General features: G+C 47.6%; 10 protein-coding genes. 3 read left to right on the top strand and 7 right to left on the bottom strand.

Annotated features, from left to right (window positions below; all coding sequences use genetic code 11):
- Positions 1-44: 44 nt before the first annotated feature.
- From D0C16_RS23630 to D0C16_RS23645, 4 genes are all read right to left on the bottom strand, one after another.
- Positions 45-1,682, bottom strand: a complete 1,638-nt coding sequence (locus D0C16_RS23630) for a cation acetate symporter (protein WP_151034693.1) — start codon at positions 1,680-1,682, stop codon at positions 45-47.
- Positions 1,682-1,990, bottom strand: coding sequence for a DUF485 domain-containing protein (locus D0C16_RS23635; RefSeq protein ID WP_151034694.1), 309 nt, complete (start codon positions 1,988-1,990; stop codon positions 1,682-1,684). The genes D0C16_RS23630 and D0C16_RS23635 overlap by 1 nt, the downstream gene beginning before the upstream one ends.
- Positions 1,991-2,204: 214 nt before the next feature.
- Positions 2,205-2,801, bottom strand: coding sequence for a DNA-binding response regulator (locus D0C16_RS23640; protein ID WP_151034695.1), 597 nt, complete (start codon positions 2,799-2,801; stop codon positions 2,205-2,207).
- A gap of 5 nt (positions 2,802-2,806) precedes the next feature.
- Complete coding sequence (locus tag D0C16_RS23645; protein ID WP_225318835.1) at positions 2,807-3,928, bottom strand: sensor histidine kinase; 1,122 nt, start codon at positions 3,926-3,928, stop codon at positions 2,807-2,809.
- Positions 3,929-4,162: 234 nt separating this feature from the next.
- On the opposite strand from D0C16_RS23645, the gene D0C16_RS23650 reads away from it, so the two are divergent.
- The 3 genes from D0C16_RS23650 to D0C16_RS23660 are packed head-to-tail and all read left to right on the top strand — an operon-like array spanning position 4,163 to position 5,442.
- Entirely contained in the window at positions 4,163-5,023 is an 861-nt protein-coding gene (locus D0C16_RS23650; RefSeq protein ID WP_151034696.1) for an SPFH domain-containing protein, read from the top strand.
- Between the two features lie 12 nt (positions 5,024-5,035).
- A complete protein-coding gene (locus tag D0C16_RS23655; protein ID WP_151034697.1) occupies positions 5,036-5,254 on the top strand; it encodes a hypothetical protein in 219 nt (72 codons plus the stop codon).
- Positions 5,251-5,442, top strand: a complete 192-nt coding sequence (locus D0C16_RS23660; RefSeq protein WP_151034698.1) for a DUF4177 domain-containing protein — start codon at positions 5,251-5,253, stop codon at positions 5,440-5,442. The genes D0C16_RS23655 and D0C16_RS23660 overlap by 4 nt, the downstream gene beginning before the upstream one ends.
- Before the next feature lie 36 nt (positions 5,443-5,478).
- On the opposite strand, the gene D0C16_RS23665 is transcribed toward D0C16_RS23660, so the two are convergent.
- From D0C16_RS23665 to D0C16_RS23675, 3 genes are all read right to left on the bottom strand, one after another.
- Positions 5,479-6,198 (bottom strand): GntR family transcriptional regulator, encoded by a 720-nt coding sequence (locus D0C16_RS23665; RefSeq protein WP_225318836.1) that lies wholly within the window; start codon positions 6,196-6,198, stop codon positions 5,479-5,481.
- Between the two features lie 696 nt (positions 6,199-6,894).
- A complete protein-coding gene (locus tag D0C16_RS23670; RefSeq protein WP_151034699.1) occupies positions 6,895-9,468 on the bottom strand; it encodes a DUF349 domain-containing protein in 2,574 nt (857 codons plus the stop codon).
- Positions 9,469-9,551: 83 nt separating this feature from the next.
- Positions 9,552-12,605, bottom strand: a complete 3,054-nt coding sequence (locus tag D0C16_RS23675; protein WP_151034700.1) for an FAD-binding and (Fe-S)-binding domain-containing protein — start codon at positions 12,603-12,605, stop codon at positions 9,552-9,554.
- Between the last annotated feature and the right edge of the window lie 136 nt (positions 12,606-12,741).

Genomic DNA, 12,741 nt, shown 5'->3' on the forward strand with positions numbered 1-12,741 from the left:
GTGAAAATGCGCGGGGCTTTTTTATGAGCGCTTGAATGTAACGATTAGTGTTCGCTAGCGTCTGCTGCACCTATGCCAGTTTGCGAGCGAACAAATTGCGCATCAAAGGCAGCTTGCTCCGCTTTGGCTGTGGCTGAATTATCCAGCAGTGAGAAAACCCAGATGCCAATAAAGGCGATGCTGATGGAAAAAATTGCCGGGTACTTGAAGGGGAATATTGCTTCTTTATTGCCGAGAGCATCCACCCAAACGGTAGGGCCGATAAAAACCAGCACTACGGCTGTCAGCAGGCCCAATGAGCCGCCGACCACAGCCCCACGAGTAGTGAGTTTGCGCCAATACATACTGAGTAACAAAATCGGGAAGTTCGCGCTGGCTGCAACGCAGAAGGCCAAGCCCACCATAAAGGCGACGTTTTGGTTTTCAAAAACAATTCCGAGCAGTACGGCAATAACGCCAAGGACGATAGTAGCAATCCGCGATGCACGCATTTCTTTTTCTTCGTTGCGTTCGCCTTTCAGTATCAAGGTTGCGTAGAGATCGTGAGAAATTGCGCTGGAACCTGCAAGTGTTAAACCGGAAACCACGGCGAGAATAGTGGCAAAGGCAACAGCAGAAATAAATCCGAGCAGCATGTCGCCACCCACAGCTTGCGACAAGCGAATAGCCGCCATATTGGTGCCACCAATCAATGCGCCGTTGCTAAAATATTCCGGATGGGCGGCGAGCAACACGATTGCACCAAAACCAATGATGAACGTAAGAATATAGAAATAGCCGATAAAACCGGTAGCGTAAAATACTGAGCGGCGCGCTTGCACGGCATCGCGCACGGTGAAGAAGCGCATCAAAATATGCGGTAGACCGGCGGTGCCAAACATCAGTGCCATCCCTAAAGAAATGGCAGATATGGGATCTGCAACCAAAGTGCCAGGGGCCATAATCGCTGTGCCTTTCGCATGCACTTTAACCGCTTCTGCAAACAGGTTTTCAAAACTGAAACCAAATTGCACCATCACCAGTATCGCCATAAGGGTGGCGCCTGAGAGTAGTAAAATAGCTTTAATCAATTGCACCCAGGTGGTGGCGAGCATGCCACCGAAGGTGACATAAAAGGTCATGAGCACGCCGACAATCACGACAGCTACTTCATATTGCATGCCAAACAGCAATTCAATTAATTTTCCTGCGCCTACCATCTGCGCAATTAAATAAAAAATTACCGTAACCAGCGAGCCGCTGGCTGCCAATATGCGAATCGGTTTTTGTTGTAAGCGGAAAGAGGCAACATCGGCAAAGGTATATTTACCTAAATTGCGCAACGGCTCGGCAATCAGCAACAGCACAATTGGCCAGCCGACTAAAAATCCAATGGCATAAATTAAGCCATCGAACCCTGACATATATACCAAACCGGCGATGCCAAGAAATGAAGCAGCTGACATGTAGTCACCGGCGATTGCTAACCCGTTTTGGACGCCGCCGATTCCTCCTCCGGCCGCGTAGAAATCTTTAGTTGTTTTAGTGCGTTTGGAGGCCCAGATGGTAATTCCTAATGTCAGCATCACAAAGAATATAAACATCAGGATTGCGGAACCGGGAGCCATGCTCTTAGTTTGCGCTAACGCGGGGAGACTGGTGGTTGCAATTAGCAATACCAACAGGCGAGCAAAAATAGTCATCACTTCAGCGCCTCCGCTTTTTTAAGGATGGCCTGGTTCAGAGGCTCAAGGACGCGATTGGCGTAATAGACGTAAATGCCGGTCACCACAAAGCACAGCAGAATAATTCCCAACCCCAGCATGATACCTATAGAGGTCACGCCGTTACCGACTGGATTGCCGAGTGAGTGAGGGTTGAATGCAATAGCGAGGATAAGGACAAAATAAGCGGCAATCGTAATGATAGAGAGCGGCCACATGATTTTCTTGCGTGCGCGGGTCAGGGCCGCGTACTCCGGCCACTGCCGGATAGTCTCAGTATGGTTCATAGGTTTCCCTGTTCTTTATTGGGTTTTAGTGCAGGTAATATTGGGTCGTGTGTCGGGCGGCCCGCGTCTGTTGGCAGGATAGCTCCGCATTTTTTGTATTTTTAGTTATCGCTGTTGGTGCCGCGGCTTAGCGCGGTGCGGGGATTCTAGCAGCCGGACAGAGGCAACAGGAATACGTAGCGGTGTGATTTTATCGGCTTTTGTTGCGGCTGGATTAGATCCAGCCTTTTTGCCGGGCAATACGTGCAGCATCGACCCGGTTAACGGCGTGTAGCTTCGCAATAGCTTCCGACAAATAATTACGCACAGTCCCTTCAGATAAACAGAGCACGGTGGCAATTTCCGCCGTGGTTTTGCCCTCTGCGGCCAGGCGCAATGCGCGACGTTCTTTGTCATTGAGTGGGTCAGATTCACCCAGTGCCATCATCGCCAATTCACCATCAATCACTCGTTTGCCATCCATTACTTTGTGGATGGCCTCAATTAATTGATCTGAAGGTGCATCTTTTAACAGGAATCCCGCTACGCCCATGTCGATGGCGCGGCGAATGTACCCAGAGCGTCCAAAGGTGGTAATGATGATGGTTTTAGTCGGCAACTTTTGTTGCAGTACCCATTGGGCCAATTCCAGGCCGGAGCGGCCCGGCATTTCAATATCGGTTAATAAAATATCGTAGCTATTTTGTTTCATGAGCAACCAGGCTCGATCGCCATCTTCTGCCTGGGTAATTTCAAAACCGGTTTCCATTGCTAGCAAAGCAGCCAGCGCACCACGAACCATAGATTGGTCTTCGGCGAGTAAAATTTTCATGAACACTAGGACCTTTGTTGTAGTTCGCGACTAGGCAAGGAAATAATAAATTCGCAACCTTTGTGAACGGACGATTGCATTTCACCGGCAATTGTTTGTAGCCGTTCCTGTATTCCGCGTAAACCATTGCCCGGCGTTAAGGCAGTGACTGCGCCGTTATCACGCATTTTTACCTGGATTTTATCGCAATATTTGCTGAACTCGATTTGACAGTGATCGCCTTTGCTGTGACGTAAAATGTTGGTAGTTAGTTCGGTTAGTGCAAGGATGACTGCGGTTTCTGCACGCGGGGATAATTGCGGAATTTCGCCGTTAAGCTCAACGATGAAACCTTTTTGGCGCAAGCGCTCGCACAATTCCATTACTTCGCCCGAAAGGCCGCGATGTTTATAGCCGGATACAGTTTGACGTACAAGGCTCAAGCTATTGCGCGCAATTTGATGCAATTCAGATAGGTGCTGCTTGGCGCCGTCAAGCTTTTCCTGTGCGAGCAATTTTTCGGCAAGTTCGGCTTTTAGCGCAATGCTGGATAAGGTGTGACCCAGAATATCGTGCAAGTCGCGGGCGATGCGTTCGCGCTCGGCAATAATCGCCAGTTGCTCTACCTCTTCTCGACTTTTTTGTTGGCTGAGGCGTGAGTCGTAACGCACTCGCTCGGTGAACCCCACTATGCCAATGGTGATCAAGCCTGTGATTGCGCTGAAAGCAAAAAAGTGGAATGCATAGTCATTCAAAAAGTGCAGGGCGACGATCAGGCCTATCAACAGTCCGGTACATACTAGCCATTGTTTCGGGCGGCAAAAAAATCCCAGCAAGAAACCTATGTAACTAAAAAACGTACCGCTGCCGGGGGTTAGAGGCGTTGCTATGGCACTTAACAGGATTATGCCCAGAATAGGGCGCCAGACATTGTGTGCACTGGTTCTTATTGCCAGTTCGTAAAGCGCGAGAAAGACGATATAGATCAGAATCAACAAGCCAAATTTCATCCTGTCATAGGGCATGTAAATCAGAGGGATAAAATAATAGAGACTGAAAACCAGCCAGATACGGGATTTCACCGAGTTAATCGATTGTATGCACTGATTACCCAGTGTGGTGGTTTCATCGAAATGGCGGTTATTCATGGGGGATGACCCGCTTTCCAGTGTTAGGGGTGTGCTAATTATGAGCTTTTTGGGGGTGTAAGTCCCCCTATCCATTTAACTTTTACTGGATAGTCTCTGTGACAGGAGCGCTTTCTTCTAGCGGATAAAGTCATCAGTCTGCTGTGACAAATGTCAACGGACGGTTTACAAACTGGCAATGGTGATATAAATTGATATCTAAATGATATCAATTACGCATGCAAGGAGTTTCCCATGATCCATGAAGTTGAAGCGCGTAGCGGTTCAGGTTACCTGATGTTAGCGGTCCTGCTGCTGTCGCAAGTGCTTAGTGCAGCTGCAGTATTTGTGTTGCCTGGCTTCCTCAAAATAGCCGCGATACTGATAGCGATATTGGTGTTCATTTGCTGGTTTGGCTTTTACATGGTTCATCCAAATCAGGGCAAGGTGCTGCAACTATTTGGACAGTATGCGGGAACTGATCGCAACACCGGGTTGCGTTGGGCCAACCCTCTCTACAGTAAGCGCTCCGTGAGTTTGCGTGTGCGCAATTTTGAATCGGGGCGTTTGAAAGTAAATGATGCAAATGGTAACCCGATTGAAATTGCGGCCGTGGTTGTATGGAAAGTGGTGGATACTGCTGAAGCGGTTTTTGAGGTGGATGACTATGAAAACTATGTCACTATTCAAAGTGAGGCGGCGCTACGCAATCTGGCAACGACTTATCCCTACGAGCAGGACGCGGAAGATGAGCGTTTGTCCTTGCGCAGCGATCCCAACTCGATTGCTCAAAAATTAAAAAATGAAGTGCAGGATCGCCTGCAAAAAGCAGGTGTGGATGTGCTCGAAGCGCGCTTGAGTCATCTAGCCTACGCACCGGAGATAGCGCAGGCAATGTTGCAGCGCCAGCAAGCGAGCGCGGTATTGGCAGCGCGCAAAATTATCGTGCAAGGCGCGGTGGGTATGGTGAGCGATGCGCTGGAGCAATTAAAAGCCCAGGAAGTCGTTGAACTCGATGCAGAGCGAAAAGCGGCAATGGTTAGTAATTTGCTAGTTGTGCTCTGCGGTGATCAGCAGGCAAAGCCGGTGATTAATACTGGCACCATTTATTCCTAACAGGTTTCTGCTGTGACTAAAAAATCCTTTCCTCTACGAATTAACGAACAAGTCATCGCCGCCATGCAGCGTTGGGCAGACGATGACTTGCGCAGCTTGAATGCTCAAATCGAATTCGTATTGCGCGACGCGCTGGTAAAAAGCGGCCGGGTAAAATTAATTCAGAAAGTCGTGACGGATGTAGAAATGCAAGCACTCGATGATGGTGATATCAATCAGGAGGAATCATGACCCGCTGGGAATATAAAACGGTAAGCTTTGAGGATTGTGTTACTTTTTTGGGTGGATTTAACTCGGATAAGTTTAATCAAAAACTGAATTTACTTGGGCGCGAGGGGTGGGAGTTGGTTTTAACAAACTCAAAGCCAGGCTTTACGCATTCGAGTAAGTTTATTGCTGTTTTTAAACGTGCCTTATAAAAAGAACAGCAACAATGTTGCTGTTCTTTTAGTGTTCTACACAAAATATTCCGGGTGTTCTTGCGGAATGACTTCCAGAATGTTGTACACATCCTTCAAATGAACACTCATGGCCGCCGCTGATTTTTCTGCTGAGCCAGCTTTTATCGCTTTAATAATCGCTGCGTGCTGGTTGAGTACGCGCTTATATTGTCCGCTCACATGCAAGCTCAAGTTGCGCACTCTATCCATATGGGCCTTTTCGGCTTCGATGAATGTCGCTACGCGTGGGTAAAGCGTAAAGCTGGCCAGGGTTTGATGGAATTCATCATCCAGGTTCTGGAATGCCAGTGCGTTGTCTTCTGCTGCTGCTGTTTTCTGCGCTTCAATAATTTTTTCGCACGCATCCACAGCTTCCAGGCGGGTTGCTTCATCAGCCGCTGCTGCTAATTGCGTGACTACGGCAACTTCCAGGGCTTCGCGAATAAAACGAGCTTCCAGAATTTTGTCCATGCTGAATTTGGTTACGTAGGTTCCGCGTTGCGGCAGCACTTCTACAAAACCTATATTGGACAGCTGTATGAGGGCTTCGCGTACTGGCGTACGGCTTACGCCAAACTGCTGGGCCAGAGCAGTCTCGGAAATCATTTGCCCGGGTAACAGTTCCATACTGATGATGGCATCGCGCACAAAACCAAAAATCTGGCTTGCCGCTGGGCGATCATAGGATAAACCCTTGGATTCCGGGCGCATATTAAGAATTGGCTGTTTAGCCACGTTAAATCTCCTTCAGTACATGAAGACTGCAAAGTCATTGGGCTGTTGCCGTTAGCGTCTTGAGGTTCATTGTGCCTTGTAAGCGGCTCAAAGGCTATTTGTTGATAATCCGTAGTAACGATCAGCCTCGTAAAGCGGCAAATCATCAAGCGTCATCAATTAACTTAGCGCTAGCGGGTTATGCAGCTCCCCTATTTATCAGCATGTGCTGAGTATATTTATATACAGCATAGCTACTGCCAGGGCTTTATGAAGGTGGGAAAGCAGGCAAGCTATATGTTAAATCATATGCCAGGCCGAGGGAATTTATGCTTATAGATAAAACTAAAATCATCCGCAAAATGCCCTAAAAAATCTTAAAGTCATTTTGACAAAAAGCTTGACCCACTAGTATGCAAGAGGTAGGATTGTTTCAATGTTTACTGAATCGTCGCCGATGAGGCAGTAAACAGGGGTTGTGTTTGACCTTATTCTGGCGGATTTTTCCGCCAGTTTTTTTGAGCTTGTAGTTCTCCCTGTACATTTTTGACCTCTCCGTTTGAGCAGCCCGATTGGGCTGCTTTTTTATCCAGATCGGCGTTGCCACACCCTATATTTATGCGCCCTGAATTCAAATAATTACCACTGGTTTTGCTGAGGTAAAAAAAGCGGGTCCCCATTAGGCGGACCCGCTTTTTGTTTGTACTTCCGGAAAAGTTATTTTGTGCCTTTCTGGCGAGCTTGGTTAAAGCGGGCTAGCAAGGCTGTGTAGGTTGCTTGTTCTACACCGCCTAACCCAATCCACTCAAGCAGCAAGGGTTCGAATTGCGAGTCCCTTTGTCCGAGACCTTGCTGCAACTGTTGAACCTGATAATTCATTCGCACAGACTTGTCTGATTCCGGGCTTTCTATTCCTGCCAAAATTTCAGCGCGAATCGTGAGAATACGCAATAAGTTATCATTACGTTGCTGTTCTTCTGCACTGAGTGAATCGGCTTTCGTAAGGCGTTGTTGAACAGCTTGCTGCGTGCCAGAGGGCCAACGCACTACCTGCTCAATTCGTTGTTGCAGTGCTTCCTTTTGACTGGCGAGTGAATCGGTGGTTTTGCCACTGATACGTGCGATTTCATAGTCGCGTATGCCATCCAATATTGCGAACAAGTCAGTCCAGCTTTGCGCTTCTGCTTGATGGCGGGCGCTATCTCGTTGTGCAGCAATTGCATTTATCGCGCTAGTAAATTTTTGCTGCAGTGGTCTGTTAGACTCTTTGGGGAGTTCTAGCGTATTGAAGTCACTTTTCAATTGTTCGATTTCGTCTTTGGCGCTGTTAATGTGTTCGAGTGTTTGTTCAGCAAACTGACGTAATCGCTCAATGATTGCTTCGGCGTTAGTAACAACGGCTTGGCGTTGCTCTTTAGCGGCTTCAAATACCTGGTTGCGTTTGGCAAAGATAGCGTCGCAATGTGTACGGAATTCTTGCCACAGTTGGTGTTCTTCGCGCGGCCAGCTTTTGCCAATATTTTTCCACTGGGTTTGTAATTGCTTAATTTGTTCGGCCGCGGCGCGCGGCTCTTCGCTGTTGCATAGAGTGGCAGCTTGGTCAATTAATTGTTGCTTGGCATTTTTGTTGGTTTCATATTCGTGGGTAATCTTCCCGAACAATTGTTCCATCAGGCCTTCAAATTCTTTCTGTAAGTCATTGCCGGCTTTACGCGGTACTGGCCAATAATTTTGCCATTCGGCGCGCGCCGTTTTTAATGTCTGCTCAACATCTTTCCAAACAGCATTCGTAAAATCGTAACCTGCAAGATATTGGTGCAGTTGGTTCACCAGTTCGCGTCGCTTGGTAAGGTTGGCTTCTCGTGCGGCAGCTTGTGCCTCAAAAAAATCTTTGCAGGGCGCGTAGGCGACGGCAGATGCTTGCTGGAATTGTTGCCAGAGATCATCATCTTGCTGCTGTGCGCCCTTGCTGACTTCTTTCCAGCTATCCTGCAAATCGTGAATCTTGGTGGCGAGGTTCTCCGGATTAATAGTGGTGTTCGCGAGTGTGCGCATTTGTTCAATCAGTGCTTCCTTTTTAGGGGTTACCGCAAACTCATGCCAGTCGCCAAGTTTAACCAGTTGCGCTTCGAAATCTTCCAGTTTTGCTTGTATCGATTTGGGCAGTCCTTGTGGATTGGAGAGCTGCTCACGCTTTTCGTTTAGCTCTTTCTGGATGGCGCGTGCTTTACGTACAAAACCTTGCTCTGCTGCCCATAAACCTTTTCGTGCCAACTCGCTAAATTCGCGTAGCGCATCTTTCGCTACTTGCTCTGCCTGATTTTTCTCGGAAAGAAATGCGCTTATTTTATTTTTAGCTTCTTCTAAAGCTTCAGGGATATCGTCACTCAGTTCGTTAGCAGACTTTATAAATTGGTGTAATTTATGCTGTGCTTGCTTAACCAGAGCTGCATCGGTAATTTTTTCCAATGATTGATTCAGCTCAGTAATAGTGCCCGACGTTTTGATTTGGTCAATCAAATTCAATGTTTGCTGTTTGCGATGTTCAAACTCTTTGGCGAGTTTATCCAAAGGCAATTGACGATTGGCAGCTAAGCGAACTGCATTGCTGAGCTCTTGAATTTTCAGTTCATAATTAGCGTTCAGTAAATCATCAATGTTTGCGTGGCGATAAATGCTCGCGGACAATTGTTTGAGATTGTGCAGTGCATCCGTCGCTAGCTGTTGCGCTTGTTGATCCAGTGTTTGCTTTTCTTCTTCGTCGGCAATTGCTTGTGCACGCGCAGCAATTTTTGCTTCGCAGGCAGCCAGTGCTTGAGTGAAGCGCTGATAAGTCGATGTGGAAGTGTTCGGGAGCGTTGCCCATTCATTTTGCAATACAGTAAGTTTTGCTTTGAATAGCGCATCAGCTTCTAGGTGGGAATGTTTTTCCAGCTTTTCGCAGATGCGTATTGCTGTTGATTCCAGCTCGGCTTGCTGGGCATCTTCGGTTTTGAACTTTTCCAACTTGCTCTTAATAATCTTAAAAACATTTTTGTCTTTGGTTTTGACCGCCTTGGCGGCTTGCTCCAAAAGTTCACGACTGTGTAATTTTTCTGCTGCAGCTTGACGCAATTGACTAGTGGCCCCCTCCAGGGCCAATTTCAGCAATTCCTGTTCGTCACTGGTGTGTTCCACTATATCCAGCGTAATAACCGGCTTGGGTGGTTTTACTTCGGCGACGGGCAGGGGGGCTGCCTTGATAGGTTCAACCTTGGGTTTTGCACCAAATAATTTGCGTAGTAATTTCATCGTCGTGGCTCGTCGTTCATTGAAGTTGGAAAGCCTCTGGGCTACAGCGGCTTTCATAGAAAGTGAAGCTAATTATTAAATCACTATACTGCTTGTTGTAATAGCACTTGTACCGGGTGAGGTAACTTTACATTATCAATACGTTTAGTCTGGCTGCGACAAGAGTATCCAGTTGCCGTCAGATGGCCAGCATTAGCTGGGTTATTAATGACTTGTGCCCATGATAATGCATAGATTTTTTTAGATGTTTCAACATTGCTGCTTTCATGGCCATAGGTGCCTGCCATACCGCAGCAGCCGGTTTCAATAACTTTTAATTGTTGACCGAGTTTGCTGAAAACTGTTTGCCAGTCTTTAACAGAGCTGACTGCATTGGTTTTTTCGGTACAGTGGGCCAGCAGAGAGAAGTTGGCTGTTTTAAAGTCGCGCGATTTTTCATTAAGTTGCTCCCCTTGTTTTGCGAGCCACTCTTGAATTAACAGCACTTTAGGTGCGTTATCGCCTAACACCTTTTTGTATTCAGCTCGATATGCCAATGTCATCGCCGGTTCAATACCTACGAGCGGAATGCCTGACGATGCTATTCCATTTAGTTGCGTTGCGTTAGCGTCGGCAGCTTTGGCAAATGCTTTTAAGAAGCCGTGCACTTGTAGTGGCTTTCCATTTGGTTTAAACGGAGCGAGCAGGGGTACAAAACCGAGCTTTTTCAACAAGCTGAGTGTGTCTATTACCAATGGCGTTTCAAAGTAGCTGGTAAATGCATCCTGAACCAAAATGACGGCATTGTTTTTTTCGGTGGGGCTTAATTGCGCAATATTCTCGAGTGTTGCGTAGTTTACTCCTAATTTTTCTGCCGCTTTGTGTAAACTGATGCCGCTGAGTAGAGGGCTGTCCACCATGCCCACGAATCGCGCCATGAAACGTTGCATAAATTGCGGCTTCATCACCAGATTATAAGCCCATGGCATTTTGGCAAGGGTGGGGATCATAAATTCCAAGCCGCCGATGAAGTAATCTTTCAGCGGGCGCAAATAGCGGCTGTAGTAGAGCTCTAAAAATTTTGCGCGAAATTCGGGCACGTCTACTTTTATTGGGCACTGACCCACACAAGATTTGCATGCAAGGCAGCCACTCATGGATTCGTGTACTTCGTGTGAGAAGTCGTATTCACCTTTGCGCTTACCAATGGTATTGATTACACGCGCAGGCAAATTAAAGATAAAGCTAGCGCGCTTTAATTTTTTGCTCTCATCCAGTGCATTTACCCCGCGCTCACTCATTTGTTTGAGCCATTCGCGCATTAGCGATGCGCGTCCTTTGGGCGAGTGCTTGCGTTCGCGAGTTCCTTTCCAACTTGGGCACATGGCATCGTTGGGGTTCCAGTTGTAACAAAGGCCATTGCCATTGCAGTGCATGCCTTCACTATAGCCTTCCCAGACTTGTGCAATTATTTTGCGGTCCTGCTGGCCGCGTGTCGCTACGCCATCAATTTTTGACAGCGCAATATTTGCAGCTGGAGTCGCTATTTTTCCAGGGTTTAATTGATTGTGCGGATCAAATGCTGCTTTGATACGCTGGATTTGCGGGTAGAGCTCACCGAAAAAGGCTGGTGCGTATTCAGAGCGAACCCCCTTGCCGTGCTCGCCCCAAAGTAATCCATTGTATTTTTGAGTGAGCGTAACAACTTTATCGGTGATTACTCGCACCATTTTTTCTTGTTCTGGATCTTTCATGTCCAGCGCTGGGCGCACGTGCAGTACACCGGCATCCACGTGGCCAAACATGCCATACGTTAGTTTGTGTTCATCCAATACTGCACGGAATTCAAAAATAAAATCCGCAAGATTTTCTGGTGGTACTGCCGTGTCCTCTACAAATGGAACCGGGCGAACTTCTCCTTCCACGTTTCCGAGCAGGCCTACTGCCTTTTTGCGCATTCCCCAAATTTTATTCACTGCATCGCTTCCCCATGCTATCGAATAGCTAATGCGGCCAGTAGTAGTATTCAGTGAATTCTGGTCGAGTAAATCGGTCAGTATTTTTACCGCGGATTTTAATTCGTCATCCGAGTCAGCTGTATATTCCACCAAATTAATCCCCTGAATTTTTTCACCGCTCGTTGGTGCCGGAAAAAATTCAGCAACGCTGTGCCAGACAATGTCGTTCATTGCAAGGTTAAGCACTTTGGAGTCCACGGTTTCAATGGAAGTGGGGTTTGCTTCCATCAGTTTTGTCGCATCGCGCAAGGCGGCATTGAAATCGCGGTAATTAACGTTAAGCAGCGCACTGAACTTTGGGATGGGCAATAAATTAATTTTGGCTTCAGTAATAAAGCCGAGTGTTCCCTCGCTGCCACACAAAATATTATTGAGGTTAAAGTGGCCTTGCTCATCGCGGATATGAGCCAAATCATACCCAGTGAGACAGCGATTTAGTTTTGGAAATTTTTGTTCAATCAGTGCGTGATGCTCGCGCTGAATAGCATCTACTAAACGGTGAACTTCCCCGACGCGATCATCGCGCTTCCAAATATTTTCCAGCTCATTTTCAGTCAGTGCGTGCGACGTCCAGATGCTGCCATCCAGTAATACGCTGGTAAGTTCCAGTACATGGTCGCGAGTTTTACCGTAGCGGCAGGAGCCTTGGCCTGATGCATCGGTATTGATCATGCCCCCAATTGTTGCGCGATTACTGGTAGATAGCTCTGGGGCAAAAAAAAGTCCGTAGGGTTTGATGGCGGCATTGAGCTGGTCTTTGACCACGCCACATTGCACTCGCACCCAACGCTCTTCGGCATTAATTTCCAGAATTTGGTTCATGTATTTGGAGGTATCTACCACCAGCCCGTCGGTCAGCGACTGACCATTGGTACCAGTGCCGCCGCCGCGCGGGCTAAGAACCACTGACTGGAATTGCGATTGTTGGCTGAGCTGGGCAATACGCACCAAGTCGGCAGTGTCGCGCGGGTAGAGTACGCCTTGGGGCAATACCTGATAGATGGAGTTATCCGTTGCGAGGACTGTGCGGTTGGCGTAGTCCGGGTTGAGGTCACCGGTAAAGCCTGAATCGCGCAAGGCATTGATAAAATCCAGGTACAAGGCCTGGACTGGGGAGGTCTGGTCGATACGTGGAATCATGGGGCTGAATAACCGGTAAATTACAAAAGAAAAGTTGCGCGCATTCTACTCCGTTGTGCTGTCAAAGTCCCTCTGGATAAAGTGATTGGTCTCCGATTTTGGTGCTGGCATGACAACTGGTAATGGTGCTGATTTT

The organism is Cellvibrio sp. KY-GH-1 (assembly GCF_008806975.1).
GTDB lineage: Bacteria > Pseudomonadota > Gammaproteobacteria > Pseudomonadales > Cellvibrionaceae > Cellvibrio.

What these genes read in the sequence shown, in the direction of transcription:
- D0C16_RS23660 (WP_151034698.1), top strand. Translation starts at nt 5,251, where the DNA reads ATGACCCGCTGGGAATATAAAACGGTAAGCTTTGAGGATTGTGTTACT.
- D0C16_RS23675 (WP_151034700.1), bottom strand. Translation starts at nt 12,605, where the DNA reads ATGATTCCACGTATCGACCAGACCTCCCCAGTCCAGGCCTTGTACCTG.
- D0C16_RS23640 (WP_151034695.1), bottom strand. Translation starts at nt 2,801, where the DNA reads ATGAAAATTTTACTCGCCGAAGACCAATCTATGGTTCGTGGTGCGCTG.
- D0C16_RS23630 (WP_151034693.1), bottom strand. Translation starts at nt 1,682, where the DNA reads ATGACTATTTTTGCTCGCCTGTTGGTATTGCTAATTGCAACCACCAGT.
- D0C16_RS23670 (WP_151034699.1), bottom strand. Translation starts at nt 9,468, where the DNA reads ATGAAATTACTACGCAAATTATTTGGTGCAAAACCCAAGGTTGAACCT.
- D0C16_RS23645 (WP_225318835.1), bottom strand. Translation starts at nt 3,928, where the DNA reads ATGAATAACCGCCATTTCGATGAAACCACCACACTGGGTAATCAGTGC.
- D0C16_RS23635 (WP_151034694.1), bottom strand. Translation starts at nt 1,990, where the DNA reads ATGAACCATACTGAGACTATCCGGCAGTGGCCGGAGTACGCGGCCCTG.
- D0C16_RS23650 (WP_151034696.1), top strand. Translation starts at nt 4,163, where the DNA reads ATGATCCATGAAGTTGAAGCGCGTAGCGGTTCAGGTTACCTGATGTTA.